At 63.2% G+C, this 14,504-nt stretch carries 13 protein-coding genes; 3 read left to right on the forward strand and 10 right to left on the reverse strand.

What is annotated here, in order from left to right; genetic code table 11:
- Positions 1–9 precede the first annotated feature (9 nt).
- Genes B0G83_RS02605 through B0G83_RS02615 form a run of 3 tightly spaced genes read right to left on the reverse strand, consistent with a single transcriptional unit; the run spans position 10 to position 2,830 of the window.
- Positions 10–804, reverse strand: coding sequence for an ABC transporter permease (locus tag B0G83_RS02605; RefSeq protein ID WP_105505850.1), 795 nt, complete (start codon positions 802–804; stop codon positions 10–12).
- Between the two features lie 27 nt (positions 805–831).
- Positions 832–1,746, reverse strand: coding sequence for an ABC transporter permease (locus B0G83_RS02610; protein ID WP_105505851.1), 915 nt, complete (start codon positions 1,744–1,746; stop codon positions 832–834).
- Positions 1,739–2,830: an ABC transporter ATP-binding protein gene (locus B0G83_RS02615; RefSeq protein WP_105505852.1), complete on the reverse strand. Its 1,092-nt coding sequence runs from the start codon at positions 2,828–2,830 to the stop codon at positions 1,739–1,741. The genes B0G83_RS02610 and B0G83_RS02615 overlap by 8 nt, the downstream gene beginning before the upstream one ends.
- Positions 2,831–3,132: 302 nt before the next feature.
- Here B0G83_RS02615 and B0G83_RS02620 point away from each other — a divergent pair, with 302 nt between their 5' ends.
- On the forward strand, positions 3,133–4,017 hold the full coding sequence (locus B0G83_RS02620) for an IclR family transcriptional regulator (protein WP_105505853.1): 885 nt from the start codon (positions 3,133–3,135) through the stop codon (positions 4,015–4,017).
- Positions 4,018–4,094: 77 nt separating this feature from the next.
- Here the strand turns inward: B0G83_RS02620 and B0G83_RS02625 are convergent, their stop codons facing one another.
- The 7 genes from B0G83_RS02625 to B0G83_RS02655 all read right to left on the reverse strand — a co-directional run bounded on the left by B0G83_RS02625 (position 4,095) and on the right by B0G83_RS02655 (position 12,141).
- Complete coding sequence (locus B0G83_RS02625; protein WP_105505854.1) at positions 4,095–5,684, reverse strand: OprD family outer membrane porin; 1,590 nt, start codon at positions 5,682–5,684, stop codon at positions 4,095–4,097.
- Between the two features lie 200 nt (positions 5,685–5,884).
- Positions 5,885–6,910, reverse strand: a complete 1,026-nt coding sequence (locus tag B0G83_RS02630; protein ID WP_105505855.1) for an ABC transporter ATP-binding protein — start codon at positions 6,908–6,910, stop codon at positions 5,885–5,887.
- Positions 6,907–7,905, reverse strand: a complete 999-nt coding sequence (locus B0G83_RS02635) for an ABC transporter ATP-binding protein (protein ID WP_105505856.1) — start codon at positions 7,903–7,905, stop codon at positions 6,907–6,909. The genes B0G83_RS02630 and B0G83_RS02635 overlap by 4 nt, the downstream gene beginning before the upstream one ends.
- Position 7,906: 1 nt before the next feature.
- Positions 7,907–8,821 carry an ABC transporter permease gene (locus B0G83_RS02640; RefSeq protein ID WP_105505857.1) on the reverse strand — a complete coding sequence of 305 codons (915 nt, stop codon included), beginning with the start codon at positions 8,819–8,821 and terminating at the stop codon, positions 7,907–7,909.
- Positions 8,822–8,824: 3 nt separating this feature from the next.
- Complete coding sequence (locus B0G83_RS02645) at positions 8,825–9,763, reverse strand: ABC transporter permease subunit (RefSeq protein WP_105505858.1); 939 nt, start codon at positions 9,761–9,763, stop codon at positions 8,825–8,827.
- A 16-nt stretch (positions 9,764–9,779) separates the two neighbouring features.
- On the reverse strand, positions 9,780–11,396 hold the full coding sequence (locus B0G83_RS02650; RefSeq protein ID WP_105505859.1) for a peptide ABC transporter substrate-binding protein: 1,617 nt from the start codon (positions 11,394–11,396) through the stop codon (positions 9,780–9,782).
- Positions 11,397–11,568: 172 nt separating this feature from the next.
- Positions 11,569–12,141, reverse strand: a complete 573-nt coding sequence (locus B0G83_RS02655) for a cupin domain-containing protein (RefSeq protein WP_035559194.1) — start codon at positions 12,139–12,141, stop codon at positions 11,569–11,571.
- Positions 12,142–12,273: 132 nt separating this feature from the next.
- On the opposite strand from B0G83_RS02655, the gene B0G83_RS38470 reads away from it, so the two are divergent.
- A complete protein-coding gene (locus B0G83_RS38470; protein WP_181156668.1) occupies positions 12,274–12,414 on the forward strand; it encodes a hypothetical protein in 141 nt (46 codons plus the stop codon).
- A gap of 528 nt (positions 12,415–12,942) precedes the next feature.
- Entirely contained in the window at positions 12,943–14,490 is a 1,548-nt protein-coding gene (locus B0G83_RS02660) for a peptide MFS transporter (protein WP_105505860.1), read from the forward strand.
- Positions 14,491–14,504: the final 14 nt, after the last annotated feature.

Genomic DNA, 14,504 nt, shown 5'->3' on the forward strand with positions numbered 1-14,504 from the left:
AAGAAGACATCAATGCTGGCCGATCAGAACGCGGTTGAGCCCATACACGCGATCGAGCAGCAGCATCGCGCCGGCCGTGATGAAGATCACCAGCGCCGAGACGGAGGCCATCATCGGATCGATCGATTCGGTCGCGTACATGTACATGCGCACCGGCAGCGTGACGGTTTGCGGCGACGTGACGAAGATCGACATGGTCAATTCGTCGAAGCTATTGATGAAGGCCAGCAACCAGCCGCCGGTAATGCCCGGCAGAATCATCGGGAAGGTGATGCGGCGAAACGTGGTCCATGCATCCGCGCCGAGCGAATGCGCCGCCTGTTCGACACTGCGATCCAGGCCGCTGACCGACGCCAGCACCAGGCGCATCACGAACGGCGTGATGATGATCATGTGCGCGAGCACGAGCCACGCGAACGAACCGGTCGCGCCGATCAGCGCGAAGAAGCGCAGTAACGCGATGCCGAGCACGAGACCGGGAATCACTAGCGGCGACAACAACAATCCGTTGAGAAAGCCGCGTCCCGGAAAACGCGCGCGGCCGATCGCCAATGCCGCGGGCAGTGCGACGATCAGCGACAGCGTGGCCGACGCAAACGCCAGCTTCAGACTGTTGAAAAACGCGGAAATGAAATCGGGGTAGTCGAGGATCGCGCGGAACCAGCGCAGCGAGACGCCATGCGTGGGCAGCGTGAGCGTTTCGTCGGGCGTGAATGCGACCAGCACGACGATCACGAGCGGCGCGAGCACGAACGCAATCACGAGCGTGTGGAAAATCAGCGCAATAGGGCCGTTCTTTCTCATGATGATGTCACCCAAGGGGCCGATGAATTAACCGAGGCTTCTGGCGTACTTACGTTCCAGAACCCGGTAGTACGTGAGCATCACGATCAGATTCGCGACCAGCAGCAGGAGCGCGATGGTCGCGCCGAGCGGCCAGTTCAGCGAACCGAGGAATTCGTCATAGACGGCGGTGGCGGCCACTTTCAGGCGGCGTCCGCCGAGCAGACCCGGAATCGCAAAGGCGCTCGCCGACAAACCGAACACCATCAGGCTGCCGGACAGGATGCCCGGCGTGAGTTGCGGCAACACGATCCGGCGCAGCGTGGTGGCGGGCGATGCCATCAGCGACAGCGCGGCGTTTTCCGTCTGCGGGTCGATTTTTTGCAGCGCGGTCCAAACGGGAATCACCATGAACGGCAGCATCACGTGAACGAGCGCAATCACGATCGCAAAGGTCGTGTATTCGAGCTTGTAGGGTCCGAGACCGATCAGACCGAAGGCCTGATTCACGAGTCCGTTGCTATTGAGCAGCATGCTCCAGCCGAACGCGCGCACCACCACCGACACCAGCAGCGGCGCGAGAATCACCAGCAGGAACAGCGAGCGGTACGGGTCGCGCATGCGTGACAGCACGTACGCTTCCGGCGTACCGATCACGACGCACAGCAGCGTGACCAGAAACGCAATACCGAAGGTGCGCAGAAAGATCGTGTGGAAATACGAGGAGCCCAGCACTTCCGCGTAATTGCCGAACTGGAACGCGGCGATCGGCCCGCTTGCCGGATCGAAGCGGTAAAAGGTCAGCACCAGCGTCATCAAGAGCGGCACCAGCACTAGCGCCGCGAACAGCAGAAAGGCCGGCGCGCACATCAGCCACAGCGGCAGGAAGGCATGCCACGGCGCACGCCGCGCGTCGCGGGCGTTCGCGTTGCGCTTGTCGGCGGCGGGGAGCGTACTAGCCATGTTGGACGTCCCGTTGAATGAAGCGGATCGCTTCGCTGTTCCAGTCCACGCCGACCGCCGCGCCTTCCGGCAGCGGCTCGGTGCCTTCGTTCTGGCAGCACACCAGCACTTCGCCGAGACGGCTGTCGAGCCGGTACAGCCATTGGCTGCCGAGGAAGAAGCGGCTCGTCACGGTGGCCGGCACGCGTCCGGCGCTCGGGGCGCACAGACGCAGCTTTTCCGGACGAATGCACAAGGTGACTGCGTCGCCCACGCCGACCGCGCGCTCGCGCGCCGGCAATTGCGCGGTGCGGCCGGTTTCCTCGATGTCATGGCCGAGGTCGATGCAGATCGCCTCGCCGTCGCACGACGTCACGGTGCCCGGCAGCATGTTGGCCTTGCCGATGAACTGCGAGACAAAGCGGTTTTCCGGGCGCTCGTATGCTTCATACGGCGTGTCGATCTGCGTGATGCGGCCGGCTTCCATCACCACCACGCGATCGCTGATCGACAGCGCTTCCGACTGGTCGTGCGTCACCATGATCGTGGTTGTGCCGATCTTGCGTTGAATGCCGCGCAGCTCGAACTGCATGTCTTCACGCAGCTTGGCGTCGAGATTCGACATTGGTTCGTCGAGCAGCAGCACCGGCGGCGCGATCACGATCGCGCGAGCAATCGCAACGCGTTGCCGCTGGCCGCCGGACAGTTCGCGCGGAAAGCGATGCGCGAGCGTGTCGAGGCGCACCAGCGCTAGCGCCTCGCACACGCGCTCCTTGCGCTCGGCCTTGTCGACGTTGCGCATTTCCAGCCCGAAGCCGACGTTCTCCGCCACGCTCATGTGCGGAAACAGTGCGTAGCTTTGAAACACGATGCCGAGGCCGCGCTTGTTCGGCTTCATCTGCGTGATGTCGCGGCCGTCGAGCGTGATACGCCCGCGCGTGGTTTCGACGAAACCCGCGATCATCTGCAAGGTGGTGGTCTTGCCGCAGCCGGACGGCCCGAGCAACGAAACGAACTCGCCTTTTTCCACGGAGAGGTTCACGTCGGCGACAGCGTGCAGATCGCCGAATGATTTCGTTACGTCCGTGAGTGTGAGGAACGACATGATTCTCGCCTTTGGATGAGTCGACACCGATTCGAGCGGGGATGGCCCGATGGAATCGACTCTAGCCAGCCAAATTACGAGGCGTCAATTTCAAATTCCGATCAACGGTATTAAATTTAAAAAAATTCTGCTGATCGGAATATGTTTGAAGAATTGCCAGGAATAATTCCGCTGCATGGCGTACGGAAAATCCCTATGAATCAGTGTTAATGGCACGGTAAGGCGGAATCGGCCCACTATTCCGCTTGCGGATAAAACACTTTATAGTGTTCCGGTCAATGAAATAAATGAGAGCAACCTGGATGAAAGCTGCCGCCCAACGAGATACTGACCACGCCCCGGCCGAAAACGGCAGCACGCCAGGCCCCGGCATGCTGGAACGCGCGTTCGCGGTGATTCGCGCGTTGTCCGAAGCGCAAGCCGACGGCGGCCGCGTTACGCGACTGGCGAAAGCCGTCGGGCTGACGCAGGGCACCGTACACCGTATCCTGCACGCGCTGATCGCGGAGGGCATCGTCGAGCAGGACGACAACTCCAAGCTGTACCGGCTGAGCGTCGATTTCTTCGCGCTGGCCGCGCAGGCGGGCAACCCGAGTGGCATGCGTACGCTGTGCCGCCCGGCGTTGCTGCGGCTGTGCGCGAGTCTCGGCGACACGATTTTTCTGCTGGTCAAAAGCAGTTTCGACGCGGTGTGTCTCGACATTTGCGAAGGGCCGTTTCCGATCCGTTCGTTCACCGGCGACATTGGCGGTCGCGTCGCGTTAGGGGTCGGTCAGGGCAGCCTGGCCATTCTCGCGTTTCTGCCCGAGGCGGAACGTGAGGAGATCATTCGTTTCAACGTGCCGCGAATTCGCGGCTACGGCGTGCTGGACGAAGTGTATTTGCGCACCGAAATCGAACGCGTGCGGCGACTGGGCTACGCGGCGAACAACACCGGTGTGCTCGACGGCATGGCGGGCGTGGCGGTGCCGGTGCTGGACCGCACCGGCCTCGCGGTGGCGGCATTGAGCGTGGGCACGCTGGCGTCGCGTCTGGGCGACGACCGCCTGCCGATGGTGGTCGAATTGCTGAGGCGGCAGGCCGATGCGATCGGCCCGCAAACCAATCCGTTCGACGTGGCATTGCGCCGGCCGATGCACGGTTTGTCGCGAGCCATGACCACCGAGCGGATCACTGGGGACGCTTAAGAAAAAAGGCGTCACGTCGCCCCATCGCGAGCCGTGACGCCTTTTCAAACATCAGGCATCGAGCAGAAACGTGCTGCCTAGAACACCTTCACCGGCACGTTCACCACCAGACGGTATTCCATGTTGTTGCCGTCCGAGTAGTGAGCCTGAGCGTTGTGCCACATCGCGATGAACGTGATCTTCGTATCCTTGAAGCGGCCGCTTTGCAGCGTATAGCTAGGAACGAAGCCGAACTCGTGATGATGGCCATGCACCGGCTCGCCGTTCTTCCAGTACAGATTGTGCAGCGACGCCGAAGGCGAAGCGTTTTCCGCCGCGCCCGCCGACGCATCCGCATTCCAGCCGTATTGCCCCCAGAACATCGCCTTCAGGCCCGGCACGCCCGCGTACTTGCCGTCGAACGTGTAACGCAATTGCAGCGATTGCTCGTGCGGCGCGTTGTAGTCCACGTCCATCGAGTTGGTCAGGTAGATGCCGTTGGTTTCGTTCACATAGTCGAAGAACTGGTCGCCGAGCACCTGCTGGTAGCCGAGCAGCAGCGCGTGAGGGCCGTGCTGCGCGGAGACCGACACGCTGTACGCATTGCTGTTGATATGCCCTTGCTTCGACGCGCCGGTGTCGTGCGTCGAATAGATGTTGGCGAGACCGCTCCACTTGATCGTGGTCGGATCGCCGAACGACTGCGCCACCGAACCGTAGTACTGACGCCAGACGTCGTCGGCCTGATCGACGTACAGCGCCATTTCGCCGTTCTTCGCGTAGTGCCACGTGCCGCCCACGTAAGTCAGCCGATCGATGCGCGTGCCGCCATACGAGGTGGTCAGGTTGCTCAGGTTCGTGTGGCCGCGGGCGTCGACCTTGGTGAAGCTACCGGCTTCGAGCGTGGTGTGCACGAGGTCGTTGCTGACCATCGAGACACCCAGGAAGGTCGGCGGCAGTGCGCGGTTGTCGTGCGGTTCGAGAAACGGGTTCGTGACGATCTGCAAACCGTACTTCACGACCGTTTCCGAAATGCGGCCCTTGATGTCATACATACCGGGATAGGCCCACGCGAGCTGCTGTGAACCGCCGCCGTCCTTGCCGACGTGCACCATGTTGCCGGCGCCGTTGCCGCCGTCGAGCTTCAACGCGGCGAACAGCGACGCGTCCACGCCGAAGCCGACCAGACCCTGCGTAAAGCCGGATTCATAGTTGGCTTGCGCGCCCTGGATCCACGCGTGACGGTAGATCGCGTTGGGCGCCTGGAAGTAGTCGGAGTAATTGCGGAACTGCAGGTTGAGATGGCTATCGGCGATAAAGCCTTTACTGGCTGCCTGACTCGACGGCGGGCTGGGCGGCTCGACCGTTTGGCTGGCTTCGGCATTGACGATTGCGTTGGTCGTGTCGGGTTGATCGTTACGCACCTGACCGCCCTGATCCGCACGGCGTTTGCCGGAGGATCTGGCGGACTGCGGGGAGGAGTCCGGCGCATGCGAGGTTGAGGGCGTAGGCGAGGGCGACGCTTGCGCGAGCGTCTGGGTTCGCGACGTTTCGGAGGTGGGCTCCGTCACGCCGTCGTCGGCATAAGCACTGGCGGCGAGAGTCAGTGCGGGCAGCGTGAATGCGCAATAAAAAAAGGTGGCGGCTCCGGTTTTTTTTGTCCGGATTTTTGTTCGGCTATCTTTCATTGAGTACGTCTCTGATTATTGTGGTGCTACTTTGGCTGGCGGTTAGCCAGTCCACGCTTATCGCTCGCCCCGCTGATGGCAGGGCGAACGAATCCAGCGGCGCGACGGCCCGTCGCGCCGGGAATACGGTTTTATCGGTAGAAGCGGGGTGCTATTGCGCTGCGTGAGACGCTGCCTGAGCGCAAGGACTTCAAGGACGCTTACTTCGAGGCGTCCCCCACGCGAATACAGGCGACGCGCGTTGCGCTCGCGCCATGCGTGACGGCCTGCGGAATCTCCGAGGCGCAGGCTTCGATTGCTTCCGGACAGCGCGTGCGGAACGCGCAACCGGAAGGCGGGCTGAGCGGCGAGGCGATCTCGCCGCGCAACAGCAGATGACGCCGCGCGCGTTCCACGGCAGGGTCGGGCACCGGCACCGCGGACAGCAACGCGCGCGTGTACGGATGACGCGGCGCGCTGTAGACGTCGCGCTTATCGCCGAACTCCATCACACGGCCGAGATACATCACCAGTACGCGGTGACTGATCGCCTTGACGACCGCGAGATCGTGCGCGACGAACAGCAGCGACAGCGACAACTCCCTTTGCAGGTCACGCAGCAGATTAACGATCTGTGCCTGGATCGACACGTCGAGCGCGGACACCGGCTCGTCGCAGATCACCAGTTGCGGCTCGCCGATCAGCGCCCGCGCAATGCCGACGCGCTGACACTGGCCGCCGGAAAACTCATGCGGATAACGGCGCAGATGCTGCGCATTGAGGCCGACGCGTTCGAGCATGGTCAACACGCGCCGCTGCACGTCGGCGCGGGCTACGTTCTGGCCGTGCGTGAGCAGCGGTTCCGCGACGATCTGTTCGATCGTCATGCGCGGATCGAGCGACGCGAGCGGGTCCTGGAAAATCATCTGCACGTCCTGGCGCAAGCGCGAGGTATCGCGGCGCGCGTTCGACTGCACGGTTTCTTCGCCGAGCCAGCGCACGCTGCCGCTCGCCACCGGCGCGAGACCGATGATCGCGCGGGCGAGGGTGGACTTGCCGCAACCCGACTCGCCGACGAGGCCCACGGTTTCGCCGCGCCGCACGCTGAACGAGACGCCGTCTACCGCGCGCAGCGTTGCTTTGCCGGACCACGGATAGCCGCCGCGCGGCACGCCGAATTGCACCTTGAGATTGTCCACGGACAGCAGCGTCGCCGCGTCCTGGTTTGCGATAGGCGTGGCGTTCATACGTGTTGTGCCTCCAGGATTTCGCCGACCGGTTTGAAGCATGCGCGCAGCGCGTCCGGATAGCCCTCCACGGCCGCGAGCGGCGGGCGTGCTTCGAGGCAGTGCTCGGTGCAGTACGCGCAGCGCGGCGCGAATGCGCAGCCCTGGCCGACTTCACCGGGCAGCGGCGGATTGCCGGGAATGGTTTGCAACGGCCGGTCGTCATCGTCGTCGGTCAGACGCGGCAACGCGTTCAGCAGACCGAGCGTGTACGGATGCGTCGGCGCGGCGAACAGCGCGGCGGCGCTCGCCTGTTCGACGGTCTGGCCGGCGTACATCACCATCACGTCGTCGCACAGACCGGCTACCACGCCCATGTCGTGCGTGATCAGAATGATCGCCGTGCCGCGTTCGCGGTTCAGTTCGCGCAGCAGTTCGATGATCTGTGCCTGCACGGTCACGTCGAGCGCGGTGGTGGGTTCGTCGGCGATCAGGATTTCGGGCTCGGAGAGCAGGGCCATCGCAATCATCACGCGCTGTCGCATGCCGCCGGAGAATTCGTGCGGATACATGGCGATGCGGCGCGCGGCGTCGGGAATGCGCACCGACTCCAGCGTTTCGATCGCGCGGCGGCGCGCTTCGCGGCGCGACATCTTGCGATGCAGCTGCAGCGTCTCGGTCATTTGCCGTTCGATCGTCAGGAACGGATTGAGCGAGGTCATCGGGTCCTGAAAGATCATGCCGATGCGGTCGCCGCGAATCTTGTTCAGCGCCGCTTCGTTCATGGTCAGCAGGTTGTCGCCGCGATAGGTGGCGCTGCCCGATACCTTGCCGTTGCCGGCCAGCAAGCCGAGCAACGCCATCACGGTCTGGCTCTTGCCGGAGCCCGATTCGCCGACAATGCCGAGCGTGCGGCCGGCTTCGAGCGAGAACGACACGCGTTGCACGGCGTCGACCGGTGCGCCTTCGCGGCGCGTAAAGCGCACGCTGAGGTCTTTGACTTCGAGTAGCGACATGTCAGCGGTCCTTCGGGTCGAACGCGTCGCGCAAACCGTCGCCGACGAAATTCACGGAATACAGCGTAATGCACAGCATCACGGCCGGGCACAGCAGCAGCCAGGGCATCGAATCGAGTTTCTGCGCGCCGTCCTGAATCAGCACGCCCCAGCTCGTCATCGGCTCCTGCACGCCGAGGCCGAGGAACGACAGCACCGATTCGGTCAGCACGATATTGGGCACGGTCACGCTCGCGTACACCACCACCACGCCGAACAGATTCGGCACGATGTGGCGCGAGATGATGGAGCGCGAACTCACGCCGATCGCGCGGGCGGCGTCGATGAATTCGCGCGAGCGCAGCGACAGCGTCTGGCCGCGCACCACGCGCGCCATGTCGAGCCACGAGAACGCGCTGATGGTGAGCACGACCAGATAGAACGCGCGGCCGAACAGCGTCATCATCAGGATCGCGATCAGCATGTAGGGGATCGCGTACATCATGTCGACGATCCGCATCATCACCGCGTCGACGCGGCCGCCCAGATAGCCGGCGGTCGCGCCGTACGCGACGCCGATCAGTCCCGACACCAGCGTGCCGAGCAGGCCGACTTCGAGCGACACGCGCCCGCCTTGCAGCGCACGCGCGAGCAGGTCGCGGCCGAGTTCGTCGGTGCCGAACCAGTGCATGTTTTGCCACGCGGGCGGCAGGCTGATCGCGCTCCAGTCGCTGTCGATCGGATTGTTCGGCAGCAGCCACGGACCCACCACGCAGGCGATCACGACCAGCAGCAGCACGATGAATCCGGTCAACGCCGCGCGGTTGCGCACGAAGCGCGCGGCGGCGGTGGCGAGCGGTCCGCGCGAACGCGGTGCATTGACAATGGCCGCGAGCGGATCGAGCGCCGCGGCAGCCGTTTGAAGAGAGCGGGCCATGGATCAGTACCGGATGCGCGGATCGAGCCACGCATACGCGAGGTCGACCAGCAGGTTGAACAGCACGGCGACGGCGGTCGTCAACACGACGAGGCCGAGCACCAGGGTGTAGTCGCGGTTGATCGCGCCGTTGACGACCAGTTGGCCGAGACCCGGCAGCGCGAACACCGACTCGGTGACCACGGCCGCCGTGATCGAGGAGATGCAGATCGAACCGAGCAGCGAGACGACCGGCATCAGCGCGGGCTTCATGGCGTGGCGCAACACGATCGTGCGGCCCGGCAGGCCCTTGGCGCGCGCCGTGCGGATGAAGTTGCCCGACAGCACTTCGATCATGCTGCCGCGCATCACCCGTGCGATCCCGGCGACGTTGATGATGACGAGCAGCACGATCGGCAGCACGCGATAACGCCACCCGCCGTCACCCCAGCCGCCGGCCGGCAACCAGCCCTGGCCTTCGGAGGTCTTCAGCAGGATCGCGAAGATCCACACCAGCACCGGGCCGAGCACGAACGGCGGCACCACGTTGCCGAGGTTGCCGAGCACCATCACGAAGTGATCGATGAAACGATCGCGGCGCACCGCGGCCAGCGTGCCGAGCGTGACGCCGATCACCAGCGCGATCGGCACCGACACGCCGCCCACGCCGAGGCTGACCGGCAACGCTTTCCAGACCAGATCGTTGACGGTCCAGTCGGCGTAACGGAACGACGGGCCGAGGTCGCCGTGCAGCAACGCACCGAGGTAGTGGAGGTACTGCAGCCACAACGGTTCGTCGAGGTGATATTTGGCGTTGAGGTTCGCCATCACGGCCGCCGACAGGTGTTTCTCCGTGTCGAACGGGCCGCCCGGGGTGAGATGCAGCAGCAGATAGCACGCGGTGATCACGGCGAGAATCGTCGGGATCGCCCAGAGCGTGCGGCGCAGCGTGTAAGCCAGCATGACGGTGCTCCCGCGCTTAGTGCTTGATCAGATACATGTCTTGCGTGGCGCGCATGTCGAGGTAGTTGGTCGGCTTGTAGCCGCCCACATACGACTTGACCAGGCGGTCCGCCGAATACTGGAAGAGCGCGACCAGCGGGTAGTCGTTCATGGCCAGATCGTGTGCCTGCGTGAGCAGCGCGGTGCGTTTCGCGTCGTCGAGCTGCTGGTTGCCTTCGTCGATCAGCTTGTCGACCTGCGGGTTGCAGTAGTGTTGATCGTTCTGCACGCTGTTGCAACGGATCAGATCGAGGAACGAGTTGGCGTCGTTATAGTCGACGAACCAGCCGTCGCGCGAAGCCTGCACCTTGCCGTCGTGGCGTTGCTTGAGCAGCACCTTGAACTCGACGTTTTCGAGCTTGGCGGTGACGCCGAGCTTGGTGCGCCATTCCGAGGTGGCGAACAGCGCGACCTTCTTGTGCAGGTCGTTGGTGTTGTAGGTCAGCGTGAAGGTAAGCGGTTTGGCGTCCGAATAGCCGGCGGCCTTCAGCAGGTTGCGCGCGTAGTCGACGCGCTTGGCCATCGGCCAGCTCGCCCAGTCCGGCGTGAATACGCCCGCGCCCTGAGTGCCCTTGGCGATCAGGCCATACATGGGTACTTCGCCGTCGGCGGTCAGACGCTTGGTCAGCAGGTCGCGGTCCAGCACCATCGCCAGGGCCTGGCGTACGCGCTTGTCCTTGAAGGCGGGGTCGTCGTTATTCAGGCTGTAGAAGTATGTGGCGATCTGCAGGCCGGTTTTCAGCTCATCACCTTGGCTCTTGCTCACCTGCGCATAGATGCCCGACGGAATCGCGTACGTGTAGTCGAACTGGCCGGCCTGGAACATGCGCATGGCCGTTTCGTCGTTTTCGATCGGCAGGTAGGTCACTTTCGCGATCACGACCTTGCTGGCGTTCCAGTACGTCGGGCTTTTGGTCGCCACCAGACGGTTGCTCGGCTGCCAGTCGGTCAGCGTGTACGCGCCGTTGCCCACGAAGTTGCCCGGACGGGTCCACTCGCCGCCGAACTTCGTCACCGTCGCACGATTGACCGGGGTCATCGTCGCCATGGAAACCAGTTGCGGGAAGAAGGCGGCGGGCACTTCGGTCGTGACTTCGAGCGTGTACGGATCGGCGGCGCGCACACCGAGGCTCGTCAACGGCATCTTGCCGGCGAGAATCGCCTTGGCGTTCTTCACGAATTCGACCAGCACCGTGTACTTCGAACCGGTCTTCGGATCGAGCACGCGTTGCCACGAGTAGACGAAGTCCGCCGCCGTGACCGGCTGGCCGTTACTCCAGCGCGCGTCGTGGCGCAGCTTGAAGACCCACGTGGTCGGCCCGGTGCGCGTCCACGACTCCGCCACGCCCGGCACGATCGCACCGCTCGCGTCCATGCGCGTCAAACCCTCGAACAGGTCGAGCCCGATCGTATTGCCGGTCCACGATTCGATATGCGCGGGGTCGAGCGATTCGGTTTCGCCCGGCACCTGGCGCGTCATCTCCTGGCTGGCAGCGAGGGTGACGCCGGCGGGCACCGTGACGGCAAAGGCGGCGGGCTGAAACGACAGGACGAGCGCGGACAGCGCCGTCGCGAGGACGAACGGGGTTTTCATCGGTTGAGATCGCAGGAAAGGTCGAGAGAAGAACGCGCTGGCGCCGGGGCGCCCGGTTATCCGCGGTGCTCGGGCCAGGGCGGCCCTTGTTGTTTGTCCGACATACAGGATTCCTTGCATGTTGTAATGCAGGCAAACCCCGGCCGGATCAACCGGAAAAGGCGCCTGCCCTTCAAAACAGTCTTGGCGTGCCCACCCAGACGACGACCGACTCGACCCGAGCCGTGTTCACCCAACTGTGCGGCACGGTCGATTCGTAATGCGCGCTGTCTCCCGCATGCAACACGAACGTCTTGCCTTCCAGCGTCAACGACACCTCGCCGTCGATTACATACACAAATTCCTCGCCGGCATGCGTGGTTACTTCGGAGCGCTTTTGCCCGGGCGGCATCCTCACGAGGATCGCTTCGAGCTGACGGCCGCCCGTCAGATTGGTCAATCGAGCGAACAGATTGGCCGAGTCCGCAAAACCGAAAAACTTCAACTGCTCGCCGCGGCACACCGAGCGTTCTTCGCTAGGTGTGTCGACGAAATACTGCACCGTGACCCCAAGTGCGTGAGCAATCCCGGCCAGCGATGTGATGGACGGTGACGCCAGGCCGCGCTCGACTTGCGACAGAAACGGTTTGGAAATACCCGCGGCGGTTGCCGTGTCGTCCAACGTGCGCTTGAGTCGATGCCGAAGCGCGCGGATCTTGCTGCCGATTTCGAGTGCCGGATTGCTTTTTTGAATTGTCGTGACCATAGCAGGAGGAAATTAGCCCGTCAAAATTTGTTTGATATAAGTAAATATGGTTTGATTGCGGTCCCGGCTAGGGCAGTGGGCCGGTTCAGCCCTCCGGGGACGCAAGAGCCCGCATTTTGGAAACAACACTCTATGTTGCCAGAACCGAAAACCCGCGACCCAAATCGACCGGATTATTGTGAAAAAGAAGCAATGAAGGCGGTAAAAGTTGCGGTTTTAGATGATGATTCAGGCATTTATGCAATGCGAGTATCAGGAGAAGTAAACCTATGACATCAAAGACTATTTTGGGTGGGACAGGCCGGCGAGGTGAAGACAGTTGGCGTGTAAGGGCGAGTCATTGACTCCGATTAGGTGAATTCCCTGAGTGACGCGAGAGGCTTCTATTCGGAGAATCTGGCCCGCCTGGCGAAAGGCGTGCGCACGACCCTCACCTGCGAGCCTGCCGCTGTTTAACATTCCGCCCGCAGCGATCCTGCGGGGTGGAGCATTGTCCGGCGCGTTCCATCCGAACGGCGGCCGGCTTAAGGACATGACCATCACCGCCGATTTTTTCCGCAGCAGGCGCGCAGCCTGCCGCCGCCCGATAGCGCTGCGTTGTGCGAGCCACCGGCGGGCCTCTATCCCATTCCCTGGTTTTTCTGCCGGTATCGGCGCATGAGCGTACCCACGCGCTTCGGACAATTCGCGCACACGCAGGCCCTATGGCGCGTGTGTCGTCGACCGTTTTTCCCGATCCCGTTTTTCGCGTCGCGCGGCTAGTTCGCGCGTCGCCGCAACCGTTTGAACAAGAGGTACACGATGATTTCATCCAATCCGACCGGCGCACGCGTCTCGCAGACCCGTTCGTTTTCGACGGTCTTTCTGATCGAACTGTGGGAGCGCTTCGGCTACTACGGCATGGCCGCACTGCTGGTGCTGTTCATGATCGACAAGCTGGGCTTTACCGACAGCCACGCCACGCTCACGTGGGGTGCGTTTACGGCGCTGGTGTACGCGGCGCCGTCGATCGGCGGCTGGATCGGCGACCGGATTCTCGGCGCGCGCCGCACGATGATATTCGGCGCCGGCGTGCTGTCGGCCGGCTATTTCATGCTGGCGCTGCCGAACGAGCAACTGTCGTACATGTACGCGTCGCTCGGGGTGATCGTGGTGGGCAACGGGCTCTTCAAGGCGAACGCCGCGAACCTCGTGCGCCGCATTTACGAAGGGGACGACGCGCGCATCGACAGCGCGTTCACGATTTACTACATGGCGGTCAACATCGGCTCGACGGTGTCGATGCTCGCCACGCCGTGGATCAAGGACCATTGGGGCTGGCATACGGCGTTCGCGGTCTGCTGCGCCGGCATGCTGCTGTCGATGGTGAATTACTTCGTCATGTTCCGCACGCTCGCGCACATCGGTTCGGCGCCGGACGCCGAACCGGTGCGCTGGAAGCGCGTCGGCGCGGTCGCACTGGGCGGCCTCGCCCTGGGCGCGGTGACGATGTTCGTGCTGCAGCACAAGGCGATCGCGGTGGCGTGCGTGTACACGGCGGGTCTCGCGATTCTGGCGATTTTCGGCTACATGCTGCTGAAGTGCGAACGCTCGGAGCGTTCGGGTCTGCTGGCCGCGCTGGTTCTCACGGCGCAGGTGATTCTGTTCTTCGTTTTCTATGTGCAGATGTCGACCTCGCTCACGCTGTTCGCGCTGCGCAACGTCGATCCGCGTTTCATTCTGTTCGGCCAGACATGGTTCACGTGGAGCGCCGGGCAATTCCAGGCGCTCAATCCGATCTGGATCATGCTGCTGAGCCCGTTGCTCGCGTTGCTCTATACGAAGCTCTCGAAGAACGGCAAGGACATGCCGGTCGCCGTGAAGTACGCGTTCGGTTTCGCCGTGGTGGCGGCCGGTTTCTTCGTCTATGCGGCGAGCGGTAACTATGCGGTGAACGGCCGCGTGTCGTCGTGGTTCATGGTGGGCGGCTACGGTTTGTGTTCGCTCGGCGAGCTGCTGGTGAGCGGCCTCGGCCTCGCGATGGTTGCGCGCTACGTGCCGGCGCGGATGAGCGGTTTCATGATGGGCGCTTACTTCGTGGCGACCGGCGTGTCGCAGTATCTGGGCAGCGTGGTGGCGAATTTCGCGCAGATGCCGGCGGGCAATCTGGACCCGCTCGAATCGTTGCCGCTCTATACCAAACTGTTTACCGGCCTCGGCTGGCTCGCGGCGGTGGGCGCGCTGGTGGCGGTACTGCTGTTGCCGCTGATGCGCAAGCTGTCGCGCGAACATCAGCGTTGCACCGACGAAGCGCGCGTGAACGCCCTTCAGAATGCGGCAATGAGCGGCGCGACGGCGGAGGTAAGCTGACGGCCATCGCCGGT

It is taken from the genome of Paraburkholderia sp. BL21I4N1 (assembly GCF_002973525.1).
GTDB lineage: Bacteria > Pseudomonadota > Gammaproteobacteria > Burkholderiales > Burkholderiaceae > Paraburkholderia.